Source organism: Cellulomonas sp. P1_G12_2 (assembly GCF_056405535.1).
In genome coordinates this window covers 85,014-108,267 of sequence record NZ_JBFUBX010000007.1, presented here as the reverse complement: position 1 = coordinate 108,267, position 23,254 = coordinate 85,014, and the positions used below count along the sequence as shown (strand labels likewise).

General features: G+C 70.9%; 19 protein-coding genes and 1 tRNA gene. 2 read left to right on the top strand and 18 right to left on the bottom strand.

What is annotated here, in order from left to right:
- Positions 1-121: 121 nt before the first annotated feature.
- Complete coding sequence (locus tag AC1DXT_RS18185; protein ID WP_477062704.1) at positions 122-1,201, top strand: hypothetical protein; 1,080 nt, start codon at positions 122-124, stop codon at positions 1,199-1,201.
- A gap of 36 nt (positions 1,202-1,237) precedes the next feature.
- On the opposite strand, the gene AC1DXT_RS18180 is transcribed toward AC1DXT_RS18185, so the two are convergent.
- Entirely contained in the window at positions 1,238-3,112 is a 1,875-nt protein-coding gene (locus AC1DXT_RS18180; RefSeq protein WP_477062703.1) for a phosphoenolpyruvate carboxykinase (GTP), read from the bottom strand.
- Between the two features lie 106 nt (positions 3,113-3,218).
- Between AC1DXT_RS18180 and AC1DXT_RS18175 the strand changes: the two genes are divergently transcribed.
- Positions 3,219-4,736 carry a helix-turn-helix domain-containing protein gene (locus AC1DXT_RS18175; protein ID WP_477062702.1) on the top strand — a complete coding sequence of 506 codons (1,518 nt, stop codon included), beginning with the start codon at positions 3,219-3,221 and terminating at the stop codon, positions 4,734-4,736.
- Between the two features lie 4 nt (positions 4,737-4,740).
- Here the strand turns inward: AC1DXT_RS18175 and AC1DXT_RS18170 are convergent, their stop codons facing one another.
- The 17 genes from AC1DXT_RS18170 to AC1DXT_RS18090 all read right to left on the bottom strand — a co-directional run bounded on the left by AC1DXT_RS18170 (position 4,741) and on the right by AC1DXT_RS18090 (position 23,206).
- Positions 4,741-5,145 carry an ATP-binding protein gene (locus tag AC1DXT_RS18170; protein WP_477062701.1) on the bottom strand — a complete coding sequence of 135 codons (405 nt, stop codon included), beginning with the start codon at positions 5,143-5,145 and terminating at the stop codon, positions 4,741-4,743.
- 113 nt (positions 5,146-5,258) lie between these two features.
- Positions 5,259-5,549 carry a hypothetical protein gene (locus AC1DXT_RS18165; protein ID WP_477062700.1) on the bottom strand — a complete coding sequence of 97 codons (291 nt, stop codon included), beginning with the start codon at positions 5,547-5,549 and terminating at the stop codon, positions 5,259-5,261.
- Positions 5,546-6,235 (bottom strand): hypothetical protein, encoded by a 690-nt coding sequence (locus tag AC1DXT_RS18160; RefSeq protein ID WP_477062699.1) that lies wholly within the window; start codon positions 6,233-6,235, stop codon positions 5,546-5,548. Before AC1DXT_RS18160 ends, AC1DXT_RS18165 begins: the two co-directional genes overlap by 4 nt.
- A gap of 118 nt (positions 6,236-6,353) precedes the next feature.
- Entirely contained in the window at positions 6,354-8,942 is a 2,589-nt protein-coding gene (locus tag AC1DXT_RS18155) for a winged helix-turn-helix domain-containing protein (protein WP_477062698.1), read from the bottom strand.
- A 164-nt stretch (positions 8,943-9,106) separates the two neighbouring features.
- Positions 9,107-9,889: an SDR family NAD(P)-dependent oxidoreductase gene (locus tag AC1DXT_RS18150; RefSeq protein ID WP_477062697.1), complete on the bottom strand. Its 783-nt coding sequence runs from the start codon at positions 9,887-9,889 to the stop codon at positions 9,107-9,109.
- Positions 9,890-9,910: 21 nt separating this feature from the next.
- On the bottom strand, positions 9,911-10,921 hold the full coding sequence (locus AC1DXT_RS18145; protein WP_477062696.1) for a tetratricopeptide repeat protein: 1,011 nt from the start codon (positions 10,919-10,921) through the stop codon (positions 9,911-9,913).
- 167 nt (positions 10,922-11,088) lie between these two features.
- Positions 11,089-11,880: a MerR family transcriptional regulator gene (locus tag AC1DXT_RS18140; RefSeq protein WP_477062695.1), complete on the bottom strand. Its 792-nt coding sequence runs from the start codon at positions 11,878-11,880 to the stop codon at positions 11,089-11,091.
- 15 nt (positions 11,881-11,895) lie between these two features.
- Positions 11,896-12,687: an alpha/beta fold hydrolase gene (locus tag AC1DXT_RS18135; protein ID WP_477062694.1), complete on the bottom strand. Its 792-nt coding sequence runs from the start codon at positions 12,685-12,687 to the stop codon at positions 11,896-11,898.
- 464 nt (positions 12,688-13,151) lie between these two features.
- Positions 13,152-14,108 (bottom strand): carbohydrate kinase family protein, encoded by a 957-nt coding sequence (locus AC1DXT_RS18130; protein WP_477062693.1) that lies wholly within the window; start codon positions 14,106-14,108, stop codon positions 13,152-13,154.
- A gap of 134 nt (positions 14,109-14,242) precedes the next feature.
- A complete protein-coding gene (locus tag AC1DXT_RS18125; protein WP_477062692.1) occupies positions 14,243-15,658 on the bottom strand; it encodes a glycoside hydrolase family 32 protein in 1,416 nt (471 codons plus the stop codon).
- A gap of 54 nt (positions 15,659-15,712) precedes the next feature.
- A complete protein-coding gene (locus AC1DXT_RS18120; protein WP_477062691.1) occupies positions 15,713-16,774 on the bottom strand; it encodes an ATP-binding cassette domain-containing protein in 1,062 nt (353 codons plus the stop codon).
- The gene (locus AC1DXT_RS18115; RefSeq protein ID WP_477062690.1) at positions 16,771-17,712 is read right to left on the bottom strand and encodes an ABC transporter ATP-binding protein; all 942 of its coding nucleotides are present in this window, start codon (positions 17,710-17,712) and stop codon (positions 16,771-16,773) included. Before AC1DXT_RS18115 ends, AC1DXT_RS18120 begins: the two co-directional genes overlap by 4 nt.
- Positions 17,709-18,722: an ABC transporter permease gene (locus AC1DXT_RS18110; protein WP_477062689.1), complete on the bottom strand. Its 1,014-nt coding sequence runs from the start codon at positions 18,720-18,722 to the stop codon at positions 17,709-17,711. The genes AC1DXT_RS18115 and AC1DXT_RS18110 overlap by 4 nt, the downstream gene beginning before the upstream one ends.
- Before the next feature lie 19 nt (positions 18,723-18,741).
- Complete coding sequence (locus AC1DXT_RS18105; RefSeq protein ID WP_477062688.1) at positions 18,742-19,719, bottom strand: ABC transporter permease; 978 nt, start codon at positions 19,717-19,719, stop codon at positions 18,742-18,744.
- A 100-nt stretch (positions 19,720-19,819) separates the two neighbouring features.
- On the bottom strand, positions 19,820-21,487 hold the full coding sequence (locus tag AC1DXT_RS18100; protein WP_477062687.1) for an ABC transporter substrate-binding protein: 1,668 nt from the start codon (positions 21,485-21,487) through the stop codon (positions 19,820-19,822).
- 90 nt (positions 21,488-21,577) lie between these two features.
- Positions 21,578-22,567 (bottom strand): LacI family DNA-binding transcriptional regulator, encoded by a 990-nt coding sequence (locus AC1DXT_RS18095; protein ID WP_477062686.1) that lies wholly within the window; start codon positions 22,565-22,567, stop codon positions 21,578-21,580.
- 568 nt (positions 22,568-23,135) lie between these two features.
- Positions 23,136-23,206: transfer RNA gene (locus AC1DXT_RS18090), tRNA-Gly, on the bottom strand.
- Between the last annotated feature and the right edge of the window lie 48 nt (positions 23,207-23,254).

The following is a 23,254-nucleotide window of genomic DNA, read 5'->3' as shown; positions in this document are numbered from 1 at the left end:
CGGATCGCACCGTGCCGAGTCGGCCGACCCGCCGGCGGGACCTTCGGCTCTCGTCCGGATGGGTGGTGGGCGGTTCGCTGGTGCTCCGAGCACTGCGACGACGACGACGAAGGAGCCACCGGTGCGCTCAGCTGCGCCCGAACCCGAGGAGCGGGTGGCAGGTCCGCAGCTGCCCGGCGCCCCCGTCGCGCCCCTCACTCTCCGCATCGACCGGCTCGCCGCCCTGCTGAACGCGGAGCTCGCCGACGACCCGGTGTACGACGGCGTCGAGCTGCAGTGGTTCGACGATGACGTGCACGGCACCGGCATGCTGGCGTTCCTGTCACGACGCGAGGACCGCACGGTCGACTACTACCTCCAGCCCGGTCTGCGGCTCGACCGTCGCGGCTACGAGATCGGCGGCGGCACGCGGTCGTGGAACGTGACCCAGTTCGCCGTGGCCCGTCTGGCCGTCGCCGAGGACGGCGTGGACGCCGAGGTCCGGTTCACCGACGTCGACGGCCGCCTCGTCGAGGTCCGCGTCGACGACCGTGACGGGGTACCGCGCCGCCGCGCGCGTCTTCTGGCGCCGGTGAGCGCCGGCATCCGGCGGCCGACGTCGCTCCTGCTGGTCTGGATGAACGCGTTCGACCTCGTGCGGGTCACCGCGACACCGCCCCATGTCCGCATCGACGGACGGACCGCCGCGGTCGGGCAGCTCCCGGGTGCGCGGATGCACCGCCGGCACCTGATCAAGTACGCGGCGTCCGTCGTGGTCGTCGAGCTCAACCCCGACGACATGGAGCAGCCCACGCTCGGCGGCGTCACCAGCGGGACGGTCACGGCCGTGTGCGACGACCACACCGCCGAGGTCCAGCTGGTGCCGTGGCTGGACCTGCGCACGATGGCTGACCGGGACCGTGCGCAGGGCCGCTGGCACGTGACGGTCGACGGTGCCCGCATCACGGGCGGCAGGTGGTCCGCAGTCCGCGAAGGCGACAAGGCCCGCGTCGACCTGGACGACCTGGAGCGCTGGCGGCCCGGCGCACTGCCGTGGCTGATGCGGCTGGTGACGACTGTGGTGCCGGTGTTCCGCCGCTGGCCGACGACCTACGCCTGGCGGGGGAGCGTCCTGATCGGCGACCCGCCCTCGGTCACCGGCCGGTGGCGCCGCACCGGCGGCCACGACGGAGACTCCTACCGACGCGCCACCGGGTCCTGAGCGCACGCTGCGTCCGCAGGGCCGGTAGTCCTGGCATCACGCCTGGGTGGGTGTCACCGCCGCCCGCAGGTGGGCGAGCCGATCGCGCAGCGCGGCCGGCACGCGGCCACCGAACGTCGCGAAGAATTCCTCGGTGAGGTCGGCCTCGCGAGCCCACGAGGCGGGGTCCACCTCGAACAGCTGCGCGAGCGCCCGGTCGTCGAGGTCGAGGCCGCGGGTGTCCAGCGCACCCGGGGCGGGCAGCAGGCCCACGGGGCTGGCCACCGCGCCCACGTCCGTGCGCCGGCCGCGCGCGCGGTCGACCTGGTCCACCATCCACGCGAGCACGCGGGAGTTCTCGCCGAAGCCCGGCCACAGGAACCGGCCCTGGTCGTCCTTGCGGAACCAGTTCACCTGGAACACCAGCGGCCGGTGCTCGCGGTCCAACCGGGCCCCGACGCTCAGCCAGTGCGCCCAGTGGTCGGCCATGTCGTACCCGCAGAACGGCATCATGGCGAACGGGTCCCGGCGCAGCTCGCCCACCGTGCCCTCGGCGGCGGCGGTGCGTTCCGACGAGATCGTCGCGCCCATGAACACGCCGTGCTCCCAGCTCTCCGCCTGGGCGACCAGCGGCACGTTCGTGGCGCGCCGGCCACCGAACACGATGGCGTCGAGCGCCACCCCTTCGGGGGCGGACCAGTCGGGCGCGATGGTCGGGCACTGTGCCGCGGCGACGGTGAACCGGGAGTTCGGGTGGGCCGCCGGCTCGTCGGACGCGGGGGTCCAGTCCCGGCCCTGCCAGTCGACCAGGTGGGCGGGCGGCTCCGGGGTCAGGCCCTCCCACCAGACGTCGCCCTCGTCGGTGAGGGCGACGTTGGTGAAGATCGTGTCGTGGCTGATCGTCTCGATCGCCGACGGGTTGGTCGCCTCGCCCGTCCCCGGGGCGACGCCGAAGAAGCCCGCCTCGGGGTTGATCGCACGCAGGGACCCGTCCGGTCCGGGGCGCAGCCACGCGATGTCGTCGCCGATGGTCTCGACCTGCCAGCCCGGCAGCGTGGGGACGAGCATGGCCAGGTTGGTCTTCCCGCACGCCGAGGGGAACGCCGCGGCGACGTGGTACGTCCTGCCCTGGGGCGAGGTGAGCCGGATCAGGAGCATGTGCTCGGCGAGCCAGCCCTCGTCGCGTCCCATGACGGACGCGATCCGCAGCGCGAAGCACTTCTTGCCCAGCAGGGCGTTGCCGCCGTAGCCGGACCCGAACGACCAGATCTCGCGCGTCTCGGGGAAGTGGGCGATGTACTTCGTCGAGCTGCACGGCCACGGGACGTCGGTGTCGCCGGGCAGCAGGGGTGCACCGACCGAGTGCACCGCGGGGACGAACGGCGCACCGGCCTCGATCAGGTCGAGCACCTGACCGCCGACGCGCGTCATCACGTGCATGCTGACCACGACGTAGGGCGAGTCCGTCAGCTGCACGCCCGCCTGGGACAGCGGTCCGCCGACCGGGCCCATGGAGAACGGCACGACGTACAGGGTCCGGCCGCGCATGGCTCCCGCAAACACGGGATCGAGCTCGGCGCGCATCGCGTCGGGCTCGCGCCAGTTGTTGGTCGGGCCGGCGTCGGCCTCGTCGACCGAGCAGATGAAGGTGCGTGACTCGACGCGGGCGACATCGTCGGGGTCGGACCGTGCTAGGTAGCTGCCGGGTCGCAGCGTCGGGTCGAGGGGGAGGAGAGTGCCCGTGCGCACCATCTGGGCCACGAGCTCCTGCCGTTCGACGTCGGACCCGTCGCACCACACCACGGCGTCCGGCTCCAGCAGCCGGGTCGCAGCGTCGACCCACGTCCGGACGTCCCCCAGCAGGGCGGCCGACATCACGTCGGCGAGCGTGGTGGTGGTGAGGGTGGCGGGCGACTCAGCCAACGACGTCATGTCTGCGCGATCTCCTTGGGTGCTGCGAGCGACAGCGCTCGTGTACACCCATCGTCACGTCAAGGTGCATCGATCTGCGGTCATCGCAGCCTGTCAAGTTTGGCCGATGTTGACATATAGTCACGTTGTGGCCGCACCAGTCAACGATTCCGACGTCGCCGGCTCGCAGGTAGCACCGGACGCCCTCACCCTCGGACGGCGACTGCGGCACCTGCGCACGGCGAGAGGTCTGACGCTCGACGCCCTCGGGCGCCAGGTCGGCGTGACGCCGAGCCTGCTGTCGCTGTTCGAGAACGGCCACCGCGAACCGCGCCTCGCTCTGCTGCGCACGCTGGCGGACGCGCTGGGGGTGACGGTCGCCGACCTCCTCGACGCCGAGCCTCCGTCGCGCCGGGCCGCCCTCGAGATCGCGCTCGACCGCGCGCAGCGCTCCCCGGGGTTCGAGCGGCTCTCGCTGCCGCCCGTGCGGCCCGGGCGGTCGTTGCCGCTGCCGGTGCTCGAGCACCTCGTCGGCCTGCACGCCGAGCTCGCCCGCCGCGACCTGGAGGCGGTCGCGACCCCCGAGGAGGCGCGCCGCGCGAACACCCAGATCCGCCTCGAGCGCCAGCAGCGCGACAACTACCTGCCGGACATCGAGCGGCTCGCCGAGTCCATGGCCCGTAAGGCCGGGTACACCGCGGGCGCGCTGACGCACCGCGCGGTGTCGCGGATGGCGGAGCAGCTCGGGCTGGCGATCATCCACGTCGACGACCTGCCGAGCTCCACCCGGACCGTCACCGACCTCGAGCACGGCCGCGTCTACCTGCCGCCGGCGTCGACCCCCGGAGGCCACGGACTGCGCTCCCTCGCTCTGCAGGCCATCGCGCACCGGGTGCTCGGGCACGAGCGGCCCACGTCGTACGACGACTTCCTGCGCCAGCGCATGGAGACCACCTACTTCGCGTCCTGCTGCCTCATGCCCGAGACGGCCGCCGTGGAGCACCTCCAGCAGCACAAGAAGGAGAAGGACCTGGCGATCGAGGACCTGCGCGACGCGTTCGGCGTCACGCACGAGGCGGCCGCGCAACGGTTCACCAGCCTGGTCACCCACCACCTCGGCATCCCCGTGCACTTCCTGCGGATCGGCGGTGACGGTGCCATCTACCGGGCGTACGCCAACGACGGGTTGCCGCTGCCCACCGACGTGACCGGCGCGATAGAGGGACAGCTGGTGTGCCGGAGCTGGGGTGTGCGGCGCGCGCTGACCCGGCGCGACCGCACCTCCGAGTCGTACCAGTACACCGACACCCCGGCCGGGACGTTCTGGTGCTCGACGCAGACGGGGTCCGGCACGACCGGGCAGATGGCGCTCACGGTCGGCGTGCCCTTCGCGTCCGCGACGTGGTTCCGCGGCCGGGACACCCAGGAGCGACACCAGTCGACCTGCCCGGACGAGGCCTGCTGCCGTCGACCACCGGCATCCGCGGTCGCGCGCTGGCAGGACGCGTCGTGGCCCAGCGCCCGGATCCACCAGCAGGTGTTCACCGCGCTGCCCACCGGGGCGTTCCCGGGAGTGGACGCCCGCGAGGTGTACGCGTTCCTGGACCGGCACGTCCCGCAGCGATCGACCGACGACCAGGCCTGATCGCTCAGGCGCGACCGCGCAGGATCTGCACCGCGTCGTCGCGCGGCACGTCGAACCACACCGTCTTCCCGTCCGCACCCCGCAGGTCGCAGCCCCACCGTGTCGCGTAGGCATCGACGAGCTGCATGCCGTGACCACCCACCGCGGCGGGGTCCGCGGCGCGGAGCCGGGGCGGGCTGGAGCTCTGGTCGTCGACCTCGACCCGGATCTGACCGTCGACGTCGTGCACGCGGATCGTGACGTCGCCGGACGGAGGCCCGTGCAGGACCGCGTTGGTGATCAGCTCACTGCTCAACAGCTGGAGGAGGGGCGCGTCGATGGCAACCAGGCCGCCGAGCAGCGCCTCGGTGTCGACCCAGGCCCGTGCTGCCGCGATGGACGTCTGCCCTGCGACGAAGTGGAGAGCCATGATGCTCCCGTTCGCGTGTCATCGACGAGCTCGAGGCGATGTTCGCGTCGTRCTTCCCCACGCCCGGCCATCATCTCCCACCCGTGGCCGGACCGCAGGGGGAGGACCTGCGGTCAGCTCGTCGGGGCGACGTCCGGCTCCGGCAGGGGATCGACGATCCCGACGGAGATGAGGGTGACGCCGAGGTCGCGGACCCGGGCAAGGAGCCCGTGGAGCTCGGCCTGATCGGCGACGACTCCGGTGAGGCTCGTCGCCCCGTCGTCGTCGTGGGTCAGGGTCAGGCCCCCGAGCGAGGGCGCCCAGTGCGGATCCAGGTGTCCCCTGACCCGCAACGTGTAGACGGCGGCCGCACCCGCCCGGTCGACCGTGCCGACCGGGCGGGCTGGCTGGGGGTGGATCGTCACTTGGCGCCGGCCGGGTCGAGCTGCGCGCTCGTCGGCGCGACCGCGGGCAGGTCGGTCGCCGTGCGCTGGTCGCGCCACAGGGAGTAGCCGAGGGCGACGAGCGCGATGCCGTCGGGGATGGCGAACAGCCGCTGGTTGACCTGCGGGAGCAGCGGGATCGCGAGGGTGGCGACCGTGCTCACGGCCAGGAGGACGGAGGCCCAGCGGGCGAGGATGCCGGTACGGAAGAGCGCGATGCCGAAGAGCAGTCCGCCGACGACGTAGCCGAACGCGGCGAGGAGGTTGAGGGCGGTGAACGACCCGACGTCGCCGGTCGCGCTTCCTCCCGTGGCGATGGCGAGGATGTCGGTGACGTAGCCGGGCGTGCTGTGGGCGAGGGACGGCAGGACGACCAGGCCGATGACCTCGGAGCACATGATGAGCAGGTAGCCGCCGGCCGCGACGAGGTAGCCGACCAGGCCGAGGACGCCGATCTGCCTGACCTGCCGCAGGTACATACCGGTGATGCCGACGAGCGCGAGGACGGCCATGAGCACCTTCATGGTCTGGCGGACCTGCCACTCGGTCGTCGTGACGAAGTCGGCGTCCAGCTGCGGGTGGTTGATCTGGACGGTGATGAACAGCAGGCCCGCGGCGACCGCGGCGAGGCCGGCTGCCCGGGTGAGCGTGGAGGTGGTGATGGACATGTCCGGCTCCCTGGTTCGGGTCCGTGGCGGGGCGCCGCGGCATGACCCGAACCTAGGAACCGGGCTGGTGGTCCGGCATCACCACCTGTGGTGAACGGCGATGTGACGCCCGGTCCGGCTACAGCAGTCCACGTTCGTGCGCGCGCAGGACCGCCGCCCGGCGACTGGTGACACCGAGCTTGGTGAAGATCCGCTTGGTGTGGCTGCGCAGCGTGTTGAGGGTGACGAAAAGGTCGCGGGCGATCTGGGGGCCGGTCAGCTCGCTGTCCAGCAGCCTCAGCACCTCGAGCTCACGCGCGCTGAGCGGCTCCGCCGACGGGTTCTGGACCGCGATGCCGGTGCGGTCACCGCCCGAGGCCGCGATGCCGAGCAGGCGTCGTGCGTGCTCACCAGCGTCGTCGTGGCGGTCGACGGCTCGCAGCAGCTCTCGCATCGGAGCTCCCTCGTCCAGGAAGAGGCGCACGGAGGCGCCCGGTTCCGGTGCCTGGCTCCAGGCCTGGCCGAGCGTGCGCAGGGCGTCCTTGCGGTCACCCTGTGCGTCTTGCGCCAGCGCAGTGAGCAGGTGGATCTCGAGGAGGCTTCCGGCGCGCCCGGTGCTCTCGGCCGCCTTCTGGAGCCGCGCCAGGAGGAGGAGCGCACGGGCCAGGGCGTCGGGATCGTGGTGTGCTCGGTGCTGGGCGATGAGCAGCCGCACCAAGGTCAGGTGGTCGAACTCGCTCAGGTACGCGACCTCGTCCGTGGCGGACACACCCCGCTGTCGTGCCCAGTCGGCGGCCTGCACGAGGCTGCCGTGGGCGATCCAGACGCGAGCCTTCATTGCGGCGATCGGCCGCACGTCGGGGAAGAACCCCGGTCGATAGAGCAGCTCGGCCTGGTGCAGGAGGGCGATGGCCCGCTGCGGGTCACCCTCGACCGCGGCGACGCGGCCCATCGACGCGAACCATCGGAATCGGCTCTCGGCCATGACCGCGCCCTCACCGAGTGCCGCGGCCTCCTCGAGGTGTCGCGTGGCTCCCGCGACGTCCCCGGCCTCCAGGTCCAGCTCGCTGAGCCCTACGTGGAGCGCGGGGGTCGCGCGCAGGACGGGCCCGTCGTGCGCCGCGCTCACCTCGAGCGCACGCAGGTAGAGGTCGCGTGCCGTGCTCGGCCGGCCCGCCACGAGCCACATGTCCGCCAGCACGGGGGTGCTGCTCAGCTCGTCCACGAGGTTTCCCGCCGCATGCAGGCTGGCGACCGCCTCCGCGAACGTGTCGAGCGCGGAGGACACGTCGCCGCGGGCCCACGCCGCCAGGCCGAGGAAGCCGGACGCGCCCCCGCGTGCGAGGTGGTCGTCGGGGCCCGCCAGCTCGAGCGCTCGCCGGGCATGCTCTGCGGTCCCCGCGACGTCACCGCGGGCCTGTGCGAGCGAGGCGCGGTGCACGGCGATCGTCGCCGGCAGCGACCGGAGCTCCTCGGCCTTCGCCGGCGTCGGCGTCGACCCGTCGGGCGCGGTCGCGAGCGCGCGGTCGGCGTCGTCGAGCCGCGCACCGACCGCGTCGAGGTCGCCGGACACCAGGAGCATGTAGGCGAAGAAGACGCTGAGCAGAGGGCTGCGTCGGACGGCGTCCTCGGGGAGCACCTTGAGCCAGCCGAGCAGCAGCGCCTCGCGCCGGTGGCGTCGGATGTCCGGGACGGCCAGCTCCATGAGGTGGACTGCGCGGTCGACGTCCCCCGCCGCGAGCGCGTGCCGCACCGCCTCGTCGGCCGATCCGTGCGCCTCGTACCAGAGGCTGGCCCGCCGGTGCAGCACCGGGACCAGGTCGGGCTGCTCGGCCAGCAACCGCGCCCGCAGGACGTCGGCGAACAGGTGGTGGTACCGGAACCACTCGCGTCGCTCGTCCAGGTGGACGAGGAAGAGGTTCTCGCGCTCCAGGGTCATGAGCATGCGGCTGCCACCGTCGCCGCCGACGACGGCGTCGCAGAGGGCGCCCGTCAGGCGGTCGAGGACGGCGGTGCGCAGCAGGAAGTCGCGCACGGCCGCCGGCTGGTGCGCCAGCACCTCCTCCGCGAGGTAGTCGACCAGGTACCGGTCGGTGCCGGCGAACTGGTCGATGAAGCCGCGGACGTCGTCGCGCCCTCGCAGGGAGAGCGCGGCCAGCTGCAGCGCCGCGATCCAGCCCTCCGTACGTCGCTCCAGGGCCACCACGTCGTCGGCCGAGAGGCGTAGCCCGCTGACTTCGCCGAGGTACGCGGTCGCCTGGTCGAGCGTGAACCGCAGGTCGGCGGCACGGATCTCGACCAGGTCACCGTCCACCCGCCATCGCGCCAGCGGCAGGTCCGGATCGACCCGGGTGCAGAGCACGACATGGACCTGGGGCGGGAGGTGCGTGAGCAGGAAGGCCATGCCCCGGGCGATCTCCGGGTCGTCCACCAGGTGGTAGTCGTCGAGGACCAGCCAGACCTGGCCCGGTGCTGCGGCCAGCTCGTTGAGGAGCGTGGTGAGGACGAGGTCGACCGCCGCGGGTGAGGAGGTGATCAGGTCGAGCGCGCGGGATCCCACGCCGCCCGTCGCGCCTTCGAGCGCGGTGAGCACGTACCTCCAGAACGTCGCGGGGTCGCTGTCCGACGAGTCCAGCGAGAGCCACGCCACGGTGCGCCCGTCGTCGGGCGCGCCCGCCACCCACTCCGACACGAGCGTGGACTTGCCGAACCCCGCGGGAGCGCACACCAGGGTCAGCCTCGCGTCGACCCCGGGGCGGACACTCTCGAGGAGCCGTGGGCGGGCGACCAGACCCCGTCGCAGCGTCGGGACGTGCAGCTTCGTAGCAATCAGCGGACCCGCCACGCCATCCCCGTTCCAGGAGCACGACCGCGTGCGTGCCGCGGCCCACGCTAGTGGCCAGGACGCCTCACGCCTGAGCGCGAGCGCCGCGACCCGATCGCGCGCACGACCGATCGGGGCATCACCCGCGCGACGCCGGACCCCAGTCGGTACCGCAGGCTCGGCGTGGAGATGACGGCGCCGCGCCGCGTGTCGGCAAGGGCGGTGGCGACGACATGGTCAGCGCGCAGCCAGGCGATCTCCGGCAGCCACGTCATGTCGATGCCGGCGCGGTCGTGGAAGTCCGTGTGGACGAACCCGGGGCACACGACGGTCGCGGTGACCCCGGTGCCCCGCAGCTCGACCGCCAGCCCCTCGGTGAACGTCCGGACCCACGCCTTGTGCGCGGAGTACGAGCCGAGGGTAATGAGCGCGGCGACCGACGCGACGTTGAGGATGGCGCCGCGCCCGCGCGCGGTCATCTGCCCGGCAGCGGCGTGCGACAGCACCAGCACGCAGCGGACCATGACGTCGAACACCGCCTCCTCGCGCCCGAGGTCGCCGTCCACGAACCGCTGCCCGGCGGCGCCGCCGGCGTTGTTGACCAGCAGCCCGACCGGGCGCTCTGTCGACCGGAGCCGCTCGGCGACGCGCTCGACGTCGCCACGGACCGACAGGTCCGCGAAGAGGACCTCGACGTGGACGCCCGCCGCGGCGTGCAGCTGACCGGCCAGCCGCTCGAGCCGGTCGAGATCCCGGTCGACGAGGACCAGGTCGTGGCGCGCGGTGGCGAGCTGCCAGGCGAACTCGAGCCCCAGCCCGGCGGCCGCCCCGGTGATCAGCGCGGTACCCACCGCACCAACCTAGAGGTCCGGTCAGCCGCGGAGCGCGTACGCGAGGCCGTCGGTGACCGACATCCCCGCCCCGCGAGCGAGCGCTGCGTCGAGCACCTCCGGGGGGACGGCCGCCCGCACCGCGGCCATCGACTCGTCGTGCTGCTCGCGCTCGTCGGGAGGCCACTCGCCCCCGGCACGCCCGAGCATCGCCGTGGCCGCCCCGAGCAGGGTCGCCGCGCGCTCGTGGTCGCCCGCGGCCGCGGTCACCGCGGCGAGGCCGTTGAGGGTCCAGGCGATCGACATCTCCGCGCCGCGTGCAGCGCTGATCCGCAGTGCCTCGAGGGCGAGCTCCTCAGCGCGTTCCAGGTTGCCGAGCCGGCGCTCGACCATGCTGAGGTTCGCCGACTCCGACCAGACGACGAACTCGTCACCCGAGGACCGACCCATCGAGAGCCGCGCCGACATCACCTCTCGCGCCGCCTCCAGGTCGCCGGACATCTGCAACGCCACGCCCAGCACGTGCAGGCTGCTGGACCGCCCTGGGTCGCTGTCGGGAAGTCCGTCGGTGACCGCCAGCGCCTGACGCAGCAGGCGTACGGCGTCGTCCGCGTCGGTGTTCAGCGCCACGCGGGCCGACCCGGCGAGGACGAGGGCCTGGAGCGAGCGGTCACCGACCGCCTCCGCCGAGGCAAGGGAGGTGGTGAACCGCTGGTCCGCCAGCTGGTACCGACCCGCCCAGAAGACGAGGTAGCCGTGGTCGTAGAGCGCCCTCGCACGCGCTGACTCGTCGCCGGCGCCCGTCCCCAGGGCCCGCTCGAACCATCTGTCACCGTCGTCGATCCGCGACGTCGAGATCCAGAACGGCACGAGCGCCGACGCCAGGCGGTACGCCGCCTCCGGCTGYCCCCCGGCCAGGTGCCAGTCGAGGGCCTCGAGCATCTCCGGGTAGCGCTCCTCTACCGGCTGGTTCGCGGCCGGATCCTGCTTCCGGGAGCGTGCGCGCGCGTCCTCGGCGATCTCGAGCAGTGCGGCGGCGGTGGCGGCATCCACGATCGGAGCGTACGAGCCGCACGACCCGGGCGTCATCAGATCGGGTCCGGATCCGGATCCACCCTGCGAGCGGACGTCGGGAGTCGAACAACGCCATGGGGCCGAGCCTGTTGCGCGGTCTATCTGATTCGTGATCGCTCGAGGGGTTCTAGTGAGGCGGTGGGGTCTCAGCGATCGCGGGGGATCCGCCCTTCGGGGACTCGTTCGAGCTGCGTCCAGCCACGCCAGCCGCGTTGCTCGAGGATCGCCAGCAGCCGTCGGGCGACCGGCGTGGACTCGGCCATGGTCGCGTCCAGCAGGGAGGCGAAAGGGTCCGACGCATCGGCGTCGCCGATCTCCACCGCACCGCTCTGAACGGCCCGGATACGGAGGTCCTCGACGATGTCGGCGAGCTCGACGACTCGCGGATCGTCGGCGGACCACTCCGACACGGAGCCGAGGAGGCGATAGAGCCGGGTCATGGCCGGGTCCTCGTCCAGCTGCCGGTTCTTGTCGGCGATCACGGCCTCGAGGTCGAGCGGAATCTGCGGGGCGAGCATGATCCACGCGTCCCGTTCGAGCTCGATGTAGGCCTCGCCGACGCCGAGCCCGCGCAGCCGGTCCAGGTAGTCCAGGACGATCTGGGGAAGAGCCAGGTGATCGCCGGCGGCGAGCTTCGCGATCCGCTTGCGGTTGCTCTGGAGGCGACGGATGTCGGCGCGCAGGGCCTTGTCGAGCTCCTCGACTGCTCGGGCGAACTCGTCCGGGCCGGCGACGAGGAGCTCCTGCACTCGAGCGAGGGGCACGCCCGCATCGGCCAGCACGCGGATCCGGATCAGCCGCACGACGGCGGCTGCGTCGTAGCTGCGGTAGCCGGAGTGGTCGCGTTCGGGCTCGGCGAGCAGGCCGATCTGGTGATAGTGCCGGACCGTTCGCACCGTCACCCCGGCGTAGGACGCCAGCTGGCCGATCGTGAGCATGGGCTCCAGACTGCCTCAACCGGCGACGCCGCGGACCGCCTCGGCGATCGCGCGGAAGTCCTTGCGGAGGATCGCGCCGTGAGTGCTCGCGACCTTGGCGTGGATCGTGATGTTCGGGTTGCGTTCGGCCACTGCGGGGACGCTGGCGCGGATCTTCTCCTGCCCATCGCCCTTGCTGCCGAACGACGTTCCGGATGCGAGGACATACCGGGTCGGCACGGTGATCCTGTCCATCACCGGACCGAGCTCGCGTTCACGCGCGAGCCTGCCGACGTCGATGTTGCACTCGGCCATCTCCAGGGCGGTCATTCGCGGCGTGAGGCCCGTGACGCGAAGTGGCACCATCAGCCACTGCAGGCGACGGAAGACCGTTCGGATCCCGTGCTCCATCTCCTCCGTGAGCCAGTCGTTCGGCTGTGCTCCGTCGACCAGCACAGCGCCGATCGTCCGGTGCGGGTTGCGGCTCGCCCAGTGTGCTGCGACGAAGGCGCCGTACGACCACCCGACCACCAGCGCTCGGTCGACACCTCGAGCGTCGAGCACGGCATCGACATCGCGGACGGCGGCCGCGAACGAGTAGTCCGCCGAACGTCCGGACCTGCGACCACGGGCACGCTCGTCGTACGTGATGTGCCGCCAGTCCGGCCCGAGCTCGGCGACGACCCGCCGCCAGTAGCCCTGGGTCGCGAACTGGCCGTTGAGGTAGATCACCGGCGTCCCGGAGCCACCTGAGTCGGTGACGGCCAGAGCGGTGTCGTCGACCGGCACCATGCCGGTCCAGCTCGGGGTCGAGGTCGTGCTGATCATGGCGTCTCCGTTCCGTCCTGCACCGTGTGATCCAGCGTGCAGGGTTGACGCCGCGTCAGGGTCAAGCCTCCAGAGGGCGCCTTCTGTGCGGTGTCACGTGGGGACGCCGGGGGCGAGGGCGATGCCGAGCGTGTCGACGGGGTGGCGGACACGCGGGTGCTTCTGGTCGACCACGGGTCGGGGTCGGTCGGGCCCGAGTGCAGCCCTGATCACCCGGCGCATCCTGAGGCGCCGACAGGGGTCATGTGACCCGGCACGATGTGAGAGCGGACGACGGGAATCGAACCCGAGTAGCCAGTGTGGAAGACAGCGCTTCGCCGGTCAGCTCGTCAGGACTGGATGCGCGCTGGAAACCAGCGTGGGCCAGACCTATGAACGATCAGCACTTGCACCGAAGGCTCTCGGCTGGCTCGGGAACAGAGCCCATCCTGTCCGGCGCTTTGTCGGGTCTGCGTGCGTCCGGTCTACGGGGCGCCGGACTCGGCCTCGTCGAGCTCGTGGAGGCGGGGTGGCGCGGCGCCCGGGCGGGAGACTGTGATCGCGGCCGCTCGGGATGCTCGGCGCGCTGCGAGCTGGACGGCGTGGTTGCGGTTGGCGGACAGTCCTGGGCGGCCCGCGGCTCCCAGCAGCTGCTCCCGACCGAGCCCGTCGATCAGGGCGGACATGAAGGCGTCACCTGCGCCGACGGTGTCCACCACCGTGACGACGGTCGGCTCGATGTGCACCACGCCGTCCCGGGTGGCGCACCAGGACCCTTCTCTGCCGAGGGTCACCACGACCACCGCCGGTCCACGATGCACCCAGTCCTGGGCGATCTGCACCGGATCGGATCCGGGGTAGAGGTAGGCGATGTCCTCGTCGCTGGCCTTGACCACGTCACTCAGCTCCACCATCTGTTCGACGCGGGCGGCTGCTTCGTCGTGGTCGGGCACGAGGGCGGGACGGATGTTGGGATCGAAGCTGATGCTCGACCGGCCACGCATGCCTTCGACCAGTGCTCGGACGGAGCTGGCGCCAGGAGCCATCAGGGCAGCGATGGATCCTGTGTGGACGTGCAGCGGCGTCCAGGGCGGGTCTACCTGCGGCAATGTCCAGCTGATGTCGAACGTGTACGTCGCTGCGCCGGTGTGGTCCAGGTACGCCACTGCGAACGGCGTAGCGGTACCGCTCGCCGCTGGGTCCGGCACGGCGAGGACTTGTACACCGGCTCCGGCGAGGTGAGCACGGATGAGGCGGCCGTGGTCGTCGTCGCCGAGCTGGGTCATCAAGGACACCTCGGCCCCGAGCTGGGCCAGGCCGAAGGCGACGTTCGCGGGGCTTCCCCCGGGGTGGGTGGAGGCAGGGCCGGACAGCGGGTGGACGACGTCAGCCACGGCCTCGCCGATGACGAGGTAGCGACGGGTGGGGGAAGGCGACGGCATGCTGCTCCTGGGTCTGCGTCGAGAGGTGTCGCTGCATCACGATCTCCGGGGCCGTCGAGGAGAGAGACGTCCGGCGATCCTCGGGTGGGCCGGACGCCTGACGTGGACGTCGCCATCCCGGCCCGACCGATGCTTCAGCTGGGTGACGACGGTTCCAGCATCACGGTGGTCAGTGGCACGTGGGGGAAGACTTGCTGGGTGAGCGTGACGAGTCCCTCGTCGACGTAGACCTCGAGGATGCTGGCGTCGACGACGATCTTGAGGTGGGTGGGGGTTTCGTCGCTGAGCAGCGGGGCGGTGTCGGCCGACGAGAAAGCGGGATGGAAGTCGACGGCGCCGCTGCGGCTCCGGTCGCACGTGATGGTGCGTGCGTCCCCGTCGACGGTGATGGTGACCCTGCCGCCGTGGGGATCGTCGGATCCGAGAACGACGTCGGTGCGGTCTCCCGGCCCCGACGGCACCTGGACGTCGAAGACCTGGAGACGGGTCGCGTCCGTGGGGAGCTGTGGCTCCTGTGTGACGCGCAGGGCTCCGTCCGAGCACCGGACCAGCTCGAGCTCGCGGACGAGAGACATCGCGGACCGCCACGGGTGGGTGGGGGTGTCGTTGGCGTAGTCCCAGTTGCTCGCCCAGCCGATCATCAGCCGCCGGCCTTCCGGAGCGTCGTTGAACGAGACGGCCGCGTAGTAGTCGCGCCCGTAGTCCAGCCAGTCGTAGTCGGCAAGGCGAGGGGAGTCCGACAGTCGGTCCGGGACGAAGGTCGAGCCGTCGAAGTTCCCGACGAAGTACTGGGTCCCGGACCCGCCGGCGACGGCGCCAGGGTTCAGGCTGACCACCAGGACCCACCTGGTCTCGCCGGTGCCGCGGACCTCGAGGGGGAACAGGTCAGGGCACTCCCACATGCCCCCCACGGCATGGGCGGGCCCGAAGCGCGACTCCAGGGTCCAGTCGAGGAGGTTCGGCGAGCTGTAGATGACGACCTGGCGGTCCTGGGCTTCGACCGCGACCATGATCCAGCGTCCGTCGTCGCCGCCATGCCAGAACACCTTCGGGTCGCGGAAGTCCGAGGACCCGGTGTCCAGCACGGGGTTGCCTGCGTATCGGGTCCACGTGACCCCGTCGTCCAGGCTGTACGCCAGGGACTGGGCCTGGACTCCCGGACGGCGTGACGCGCTGGTGTACGCGCTGGTGTAGATGGCGACGAGCGCTGTCTGGCCGGGTCCGGCGAAGCCGGCGGTGTTGCGCACGTCGGCGACGGCGCTGCCCGAGAACACGTTCTCCTCGGGTGTGTGCGCGATGGCCACGTCATGCTCCGACCACGTGACCAGGTCGGTGGAGGTGGCGTGCCCCCAGGACATCGGGCCCCAGACGTTGCCCTCGGGGTTGTTCTGGAAGAACAGGTGGTAGACGCCGGCGTGGTGGAGCAGCCCGTTGGGGTCGTTGAGCCAGGTCTCTTGGGCGGTGAAGTGGGCGGACGGCCGCAGGTGCGGGGTGGCGGCCGGCGCGGGCGGGGCGACGTCGGCCGTGGGCACGGTGGGGATCGGGTTCACGAGAAGTCCTAGAGGTTCGGCGGCGAGCGGATCGGCGGGCGGCGGCGTCGGTGACTACCCCTCGACCGTGTCCACGGCCAGGGCACGCGAGGCGACGTCCGCGGCGGGCCGGTACAGGTGGCAGCGGACCCAGTGCCGGTCCGCTGCCGGCCCGACGTCATGCCGGACGGGTTCGGTTCGGCTGCAGACCTGGTTCGGGTCCCCGTCGAAAGGACAGGACTCCGAGTCGAGCACCGCGGCGCGCAGCCTCGCCCGTTCGTCGGGGTCGTAGCTGCCGGCCCGCAACGGGTCTGGCACGGCGGACAGCAGCAGCTGGGTGTACGGGTGAGCCGGCCGGGCCATGAGGGCCGTGGACGCGCCGCTCTCGACGAGCTCTCCGGCGAACATGACCGTCGTCCTGTCCGCGACATACCGCGCCGAGGCCAGGTCGTGCGTGATGAAGAGCATCGAGATGCCGCGCTCGTCACGCAGTCGGCGCATGAGGTTGAGGACGCCGATCCGGACCGACACGTCGAGCATGGACGTGGGCTCGTCGGCGAGGATCACCTCGGGGTCCATGGCGAGCGCGCGGGCGATGGAGACACGCTGACGCTGGCCGCCGGAGAGCTCGAACGCGCGCGAGTCCAGCATGTCCACAGGCAGGTCGACCGTCGCCATCAGCTCCGCGACGAGCTCCCGCATCTGGTCGGCTCCCTTGGCCCGGCCGTGCAGCCGGGCAGCCCGCTCGAGGAACTGCTGGACCCGGTGGGCCGGATTCAGGGAGCCGAAGGGATCCTGGAAGATCATCTGCACCTTCCTGCGGAACTCCCGGGACGCGCGTCTCGGCTCGCTGCGGAGCACGTCGACGCCGTCGACGAAGATCTGTCCCGCGGTCGGCCGCTCCAGCCGGGCGATGCAGCGCGCGATCGTGCTCTTGCCGCTGCCCGACTCACCCACCAGTGCCAGGATCTCCCCGCGCTCGAGGTCCAGGTCGACCGAGCGGAGCGCACGCACGACCGTGCGCGAGAAGAGGCCTCCGACCGGGAAGTCGACACTGAGTCCTCGCAGGCGGATCACGGCGTCCGGCACCGCCTCGGTGTCCGCACGGGTACCAGTCGCCGGCGCTGAGATGCTCATGATCGTCCTCCATCGATGACGGTGCCCACCGGCACGGGTGCGACCCAGTGGCCGGGCTGTTCCTCGCGCAGGTCAGGGATGTCGGTGAACCGCACTCCCTCTCCCAGGCCCACCAGGGGGGCGACGGGTCCGGTCAGCGGCGGGAACGCGCTGATGAGCGCGCGGGTGTAAGGGTGGAGCGGGTTGGCGAACATGGTCTTCGCGTCGGCCGTCTCGACGAAGCGGCCCGCGTACATGACGGCCATCCGGTGGGACAGCTCGATCATCAGCGACATGTCGTGGGTGATGAACAGGACGGAGAACCCGAGCTCTCTCTGCAGCTCGGCGATCTGCGCCATGATCTCCTGCTGGACGACGACGTCGAGCGCGGTCGTCGGCTCGTCCATGATCAGCAGGTGGGGCCGCAGGGCGACCGCCATGGCGATGACCACGCGCTGGCGCATGCCCCCGGACAGCTGGTGCGGGTAGGACCGCAGGCGCGCCGGGTCGATGCGCACGAGCTCGAGCAGCTCCGCCGCCCGGGCCCGCGCCTTGCTCTTCGGCAGGCGCTCGTGGGTGGTGAAGATGTCGACGATCTGGTCACCGACGGTCATGACGGGGTTGAGGGAGTTCATGGCCGACTGGAACACCATCGCGACCTCCCGCCACCGGAGCGCGCGCAGCTCCTCGGCGTCCAGGGTGAGGATGTCTCGTCCCCGGAACCGGATGGACCCACCCGTGATCACGGCCGGCGGGCGCAGCAGCCGCATGATCGCGTTGGCAGCGGTGCTCTTGCCGCAGCCGGACTCGCCGGCCAGCCCGAAGATCTCGCCTCTGCCGATCTGGAAGCTGACCCGGTCGACGGCGCGCACCGTGCGGTACTCGCCGTGATACTCGACGGACAGGTCCGAGACCTCCAGGACCGGCGCGTCATCTCGTGACGACGGGAGCGTGCTCATCGGTTCACCTCCTGGTGGGTTGCCGAGCCGAGCGCCGCACGGCGGCTGGTCCTGCGCCGGCGGGTGGATCGCAGCCGGGGGTTGGTGACCTCGTCGACGCCGTAGTTGATGAGCGCCAGGGCGAAGGCCACGAGGGCGATGGCCGCACCCGAGGGCACGAAGGCCCACCACGTGCCGGACATCAGGGCTCCGTCGTTGCTGGCCCAGTACAGGTTGGTGCCCCAGCTGACCACGCTGACGTCGCCGAGCCCGAGGAACTCCAGGCCGGCCTGGGCGCCGATGCCGAAGATCACCGACCCGATCAGCGTGATCATCACGATCGACGCCATGTTGGGCAGGATCTCCCGGAACATGATCCAGCCCGCACGCTCGCCGGTGACGATCGCGGCGGCCACGAAGTCCTTCCCGCGGATGGAGAGCGCCTGGGACCGCAGGACCCGGGCCGACCCGGCCCAGCCGGTGAACGTCAGGACGAGCATCACCGTGGTCATCCCGGTCGGCAGGAACGCGGCCAGGATCACCAGGAGCGGCAGTCCCGGGATGAGGAGGAAGACATTGGTGAGCAGGGACAGCGAGTTGTCGGCGCGGCCTCCGAAGTAGGCCGAGGACAGGCCCACCAGCAGTCCGATGAACGTGGCCGCGATGCCGACGACGAACCCCACGAGCAGAGAGCTGCGCGCCCCCCACATGGTCAGGGCCAGGACATCCTGCCCCTTCGCGGTGGTGCCGAACAGGTGCTCCGCCGAGGGCGGTTGCGCTCCGAGCGAGGTGATGGTCGACGGGTCGCCGGGGGCGAGGAGCGGGGCGAGCAGCGCCACGGCGACGAAGAGCGCGAGGATGATCATCCCGGTCAGCGCCTTGCGGTTGGCGACGAGGCTGTGCACGAGGCCCTGACGGACCGGGTGTCGCGGAGGGCGGTCGAGCGCCGCCGGTTCGGTGGGGCCGCTCAGGATCTCGCGGTGATCGGTGGCGACGAGCAGCTGCACCTCGGCAGGGTCGGTAGCAGACACGAGTGTTCCTCCTTCCGGTTCAGGAGACCCGCACGCGCGGGTCGAGGCGGACGTAGACGACGTCGACGAGGAAGTTCGCGGCCAGGACGGCGGCCGTGATGGTCAGGAAGATGCCCTGCATCAGCGGGTAGTCCAGGGCGGAGACGGCCGCGAGGAGCTGGTACCCCAGGCCGGGGTAGGCGAAGACGACCTCGGTGAGCAGGGCGCCGCCGACGACGAACCCGATGGCCATGCCGAACGATGTGGTGGCGGGCAGGGTCGCGTTGCGGGCGCCGTACCGGAGCATGACGCGCGACGGTCGCAGCCCCTTGGCCTCCGCCATGACGATGTAGTCCTCGGAGTTGGTGGCGATCATGGTGTTCCGCATGCCGAGCATCCAGCCGCCGATGGACACCAGCACGATCGTCGTGACGGGCAGGACGAGGTGCGCGGCGACGTCGGCGATGAACTCCGGTGACCAGGACGGGGTCATCCCCGCGCTGTAGGCGTGCCGCAGGGGGAACCAGCCGAGCGTGACGCCGAACAGGTACAGCGCACCCATGGCGAGCCAGAAGTAGGGGAAGGAGCCGATGAAGACGAGGACCGGCGGCAGGATCGAGTCCAGCACGCCCCCACGCCGCCAGGCGGCGAGGATCCCTAGGGAGTTCCCGACCACCACGGCGATGATCAGCGCGGTGCCGCCGAGCAGCAGCGTCCAACCGATCTGGCTGGCGATGACCTCGGTCACCGGGGTGGGGAACCGGGAGATGGAGACCCCCATGTCGCCCGTGAAGATGCTCTGCCAGTAGCTGAGGTACTGCTGCCAGATCGGGCGCTCGTCCAGCCCGAACAGGACGCGCATCTGGTCGACCTGCTCCGGGCTCATCCGTCCCTGGGACTGGCTGAGCATCCGGGAGACCGGGTCTCCGGGCATGAAGCGGGGGAGAAGGAAGTTGAGGGTGACAGATACCCAGAACGCGACCAGGTAGAAGCCCAGGCGCCTGACGACGAATCGCATGGCATTCACTCCGTTGTGTTGTGCGGCGCACCCGACGGCGCCTGCGCGGGACAGCGCGTGCGCCGTCGGGTGTGCAGCTGCGGGAGAAGGCGGGCGAGGGTTACTCGGAGACGACCGGCTCGAGCGTGGTCAGCACCAGGACCGTGGTCGGGCCGCGGGTCGACAGGGTCGCGTACGGGTCGTCCTCCGTCGGGAAGCCCGTGAAGCGCGTCGTGTTGTACGCGCCCCACCGGGGGCCGGGGAACAGCGGGACGACCGGTGCGAGCTCGTCGAAGAGCACCTGGAGCTCGTCGATCGCCTGCTGCTGGCTCGCGTCGTCGGTGGATCCGGCGAACTGCGTGAGGAGCGCGTCTGCCTCGGGCACGCCGAACCGGTGGTAGTTCTGCGTTGCCTGCTCACCGACGGGCTTGGCCGTCTCGGTGGACATCACACCGCGGAAGAACTGGTACGGGGTCGCCTCCATGTTGCTCCACACGATTCCCGTGTCGAAGCTGCCGTCCTCGTAGCCGGCGACCACCGCGGACCAGTCCGGCGCGTTCACCGTCGCGTCGATGCCGACGTCGTCGAGGTTCTGGTCGATGATGTTCGCCGCCGACAGCCAGTCCGACGACGTCGCTCCGACGGAGATGTCGAACGCCAAGGGGGAGCCGTCGGGCATCGTCCGGATCCCGTCGGCGCCGCGGGTGTACCCGGCCTCGTCGAGGATCGCGTTGGCACCGTCGACGTCACGATCGGTCCAGTCGCAGCTTCCCGCCACGGACTCGTTGCGCCAGGCGTCGTACCCGTCGGACAGCCCTGTGCAGTCAGACGGGTGGGTGTAGCCCTGCATCGCGACCTCAGTGATGGACTCCCGGTCGATCGCCATGCTCAGGGCCTTGCGGACCTGCACGTCATCGAAGGGCGGCTTGGTCGTGTTCAGCTGCCAGTTGATCGTGCTGTCGGTCGCGGGGAACCAGAAGTGCCGGTTGTCGGGGTCGTCGGCGACGAACGCGTTCTCGATGTCGGGGATGAACTGGTCGGCCCAGTCCGTCTCCCCGTTGGTGGTCGCCAGGTTCGCGGGGTCGTTGCCCGCGAAGGCCAGCATCTGGATCCCCTCGATCTTCTGCTTGTCGGGCTGCCAGTAGTTCGGGTTCTTCCCGAGGCTGAAGGCCTGGCTCTCGAAGCTGATGACCTCCGTGTACGGCCCGGTGCCGACCGGCGTCTCGTTCGTCTCCAGAGCGGCGTCGTCGATGCTCTCCCAGACGTGCTCCGGCACGATCACCTGCCGGCCGAGCTCGTACAGGGCCGGGGCGAAGGGGGTGGTGAACGTGAAGGTCACCGTGTCGTCGTCCTCGGCCGTGACCGTGTCGAGGTACTCGAAGCCGCCGGCGACCTCCTTCTGCAGCTCGAACGTGAAGGCGACGTCCGAAGCCGTGAAGGGCTCCCCGTCCGACCACTGGACGCCATCGCGCAGGGTGAACGTGATCCCCGTCCCGTCGGGTGCGGGAGTCCACTCGGTCGCGAGCCACGGCGTCGTCGTGCCGTCGTTGGGGTTGAAGACCAGCATGGACTCGTAGATCGCCTGCTGCGTCATCGGTGCGGCATTGGGCGAGAACGGGTTGAAGTTGCGGCTGAACGTCGCCGTGTCTTCCCGGGGGATCTGCAGGAGCTGGGTGCCGTCGAGTGCCCCGGATGTACCGCCTCCGGCGCACCCCGTCAGGGCGAGGGCGCCCGCAAGGGCGAGCGCGCCGAGTGCGCGCACCCGTCGGGACGTTGTCGGTCGTGTCATCATGCTGCTCTCCATCTCTGTGCTGCTTCTCTGCTGCTTCTGGGCTGCGAGCGAAGGGTGTGGGAATGGACTCGATCGGCTGACTGGACCTCAGACCGACGAGCGTTTGACCAGCGGGCAGCCGATCGTCACCTGTTCGGGGGCGATCGGCTGCCCTGCTGCCAGAGCGGCGCCGAGCATCTCGACGCCGCGTGTGCCCATCTCGTGGAAGGGCAGCGCAACTGTGGTGAGCTTCGGCCGCAGGTAGGCGGCGATCAGCTCCTGGTTGTCGAACCCGACGACGGCGACGTCGGAGGGGATGGACAACCCGTGCTCCTTGATGGCGTCGTACGCCCCCATGGCGATGCGGTCGGTGCCGCAGAAGATCGCCGTGGGGCGGTCAGGGAGGTCCAGCAGGGCACAGGCGGCCACGTAGCCGCCATCGGCCGACGAGTCGACCGACATCACGAGGTCGTCCTCGGGCACGACACCGGCGTCGACCAGGGCCCGGCGGTAGCCGGCGAGCCGGCCCCGCGCTGCCGTGGTGTCGGGCTCGAGGTTGATGAATCCGATGCGTCGGTGACCAGCCTCGATCAGGTGACGAGTCGCGCTGTGCCCTCCGCCCTCCTCGTCGGGCACGATCGACGGCAGGCGACCGTCTGCGTCGAAGCAGTGGACAAGAACCGTCGGCACGTCGAAGGCGATCGGCGGCAGCGTGACCTCGCGATGGAAGCCTGAGGCGTAGATCAGCCCTTCGACACGCTGCTCCAGCAGCTTCTCGATCGCCGCGTGCTCGAGTCCGGGATTGCCGTCGGTCGCCGCGATGAGAAGGAACTTCCCTTCCTTCCACGACCGGTCCTGCGCTCCCTTCACCGTCTCCATCCCGAACGGACTGGTCACGATCTCCGTCACCAGCCCCAGCAGGCCGGACCGCTGAGCGGCCAGCGCCCGGGCGGCGGCGTGCGGCCGGTACCCGAGCTCTTCGGCGGCCCGCAGGATCCGCTCTCGAGTCGCGGGCGAGACGCTCCCGTCGTCGCGGTTGTTCAGGACGAACGACACCGCCGTCCTGGACACCCCGACCCGCTGGGCGATGTCCCCCATACGGACTGCCTTTGATCCATCGCCAGCCACGGCACACCAATCCTGTCGACATTGACTCTTGGTCAGCGGCATCCGTGGGCGCAGCGGGTTGAGGACTAACGCGCGTTAGGGTGTTCGCTTGCGGCGACCTTACGCGCGTTAGTTCCGGAATGTCAACGGCTCCGTCGAGGGCTCTCGTGCAGCAGCGCGTACGAGCGAGCGCGGGCAGCTGGCGCCCCGTGACCTCCATCTCGGAGGACCAGGCGCGCACGCGTGGCGGACTGCTCTGTCCGAGCTCGAGCAACCCCGACGGTCGGCCCCAGGTGGTTGTCCAGACGGAGCACCGCACACGCTGCGCCTTCCGCACCCGGCGAACCCCGTCACATCCGCGCTGCTCTTGCCGCATCGGCGCTCGCCCTCGGGGCGCCATTCGCAGTCGTGCCTTCGACGGGGCACCGCGCCCGCTACGTGACCGCGGGAGCTGTATCGATCGCGTGGTTCGCATACGTCTGGTCTCAGCTGAGCTGAAAGGGGCATCAAGAAGGAGAGAGTCGCGTCCTACGCGACGTGACTCAGAGCCAGCGGGCGGAGCGGACGACGGGAATCGAACCCGCGTAGCCAGTTTGGAAGACTGGGGCTCTACCATTGAGCTACGTCCGCACAGGTCCTGGCTCTGGGAGCCACGACCGCGGCACCCAGGGTACCGGG

Excerpts from the sequence above, each read along its gene's own strand:
- AC1DXT_RS18140 (WP_477062695.1), bottom strand. The coding sequence starts at position 11,880 with ATGCTCACGATCGGCCAGCTGGCGTCCTACGCCGGGGTGACGGTGCGA.
- AC1DXT_RS18100 (WP_477062687.1), bottom strand. The coding sequence starts at position 21,487 with ATGACACGACCGACAACGTCCCGACGGGTGCGCGCACTCGGCGCGCTC.
- AC1DXT_RS18120 (WP_477062691.1), bottom strand. The coding sequence starts at position 16,774 with ATGAGCATCTCAGCGCCGGCGACTGGTACCCGTGCGGACACCGAGGCG.
- AC1DXT_RS18135 (WP_477062694.1), bottom strand. The coding sequence starts at position 12,687 with ATGATCAGCACGACCTCGACCCCGAGCTGGACCGGCATGGTGCCGGTC.
- AC1DXT_RS18170 (WP_477062701.1), bottom strand. The coding sequence starts at position 5,145 with ATGGCTCTCCACTTCGTCGCAGGGCAGACGTCCATCGCGGCAGCACGG.
- AC1DXT_RS18175 (WP_477062702.1), top strand. The coding sequence starts at position 3,219 with ATGTTGACATATAGTCACGTTGTGGCCGCACCAGTCAACGATTCCGAC.
- AC1DXT_RS18105 (WP_477062688.1), bottom strand. The coding sequence starts at position 19,719 with ATGCGATTCGTCGTCAGGCGCCTGGGCTTCTACCTGGTCGCGTTCTGG.
- AC1DXT_RS18115 (WP_477062690.1), bottom strand. The coding sequence starts at position 17,712 with ATGAGCACGCTCCCGTCGTCACGAGATGACGCGCCGGTCCTGGAGGTC.
- AC1DXT_RS18160 (WP_477062699.1), bottom strand. The coding sequence starts at position 6,235 with ATGTCCATCACCACCTCCACGCTCACCCGGGCAGCCGGCCTCGCCGCG.
- AC1DXT_RS18180 (WP_477062703.1), bottom strand. The coding sequence starts at position 3,112 with ATGACGTCGTTGGCTGAGTCGCCCGCCACCCTCACCACCACCACGCTC.
- AC1DXT_RS18130 (WP_477062693.1), bottom strand. The coding sequence starts at position 14,108 with ATGCCGTCGCCTTCCCCCACCCGTCGCTACCTCGTCATCGGCGAGGCC.
- AC1DXT_RS18095 (WP_477062686.1), bottom strand. The coding sequence starts at position 22,567 with ATGGGGGACATCGCCCAGCGGGTCGGGGTGTCCAGGACGGCGGTGTCG.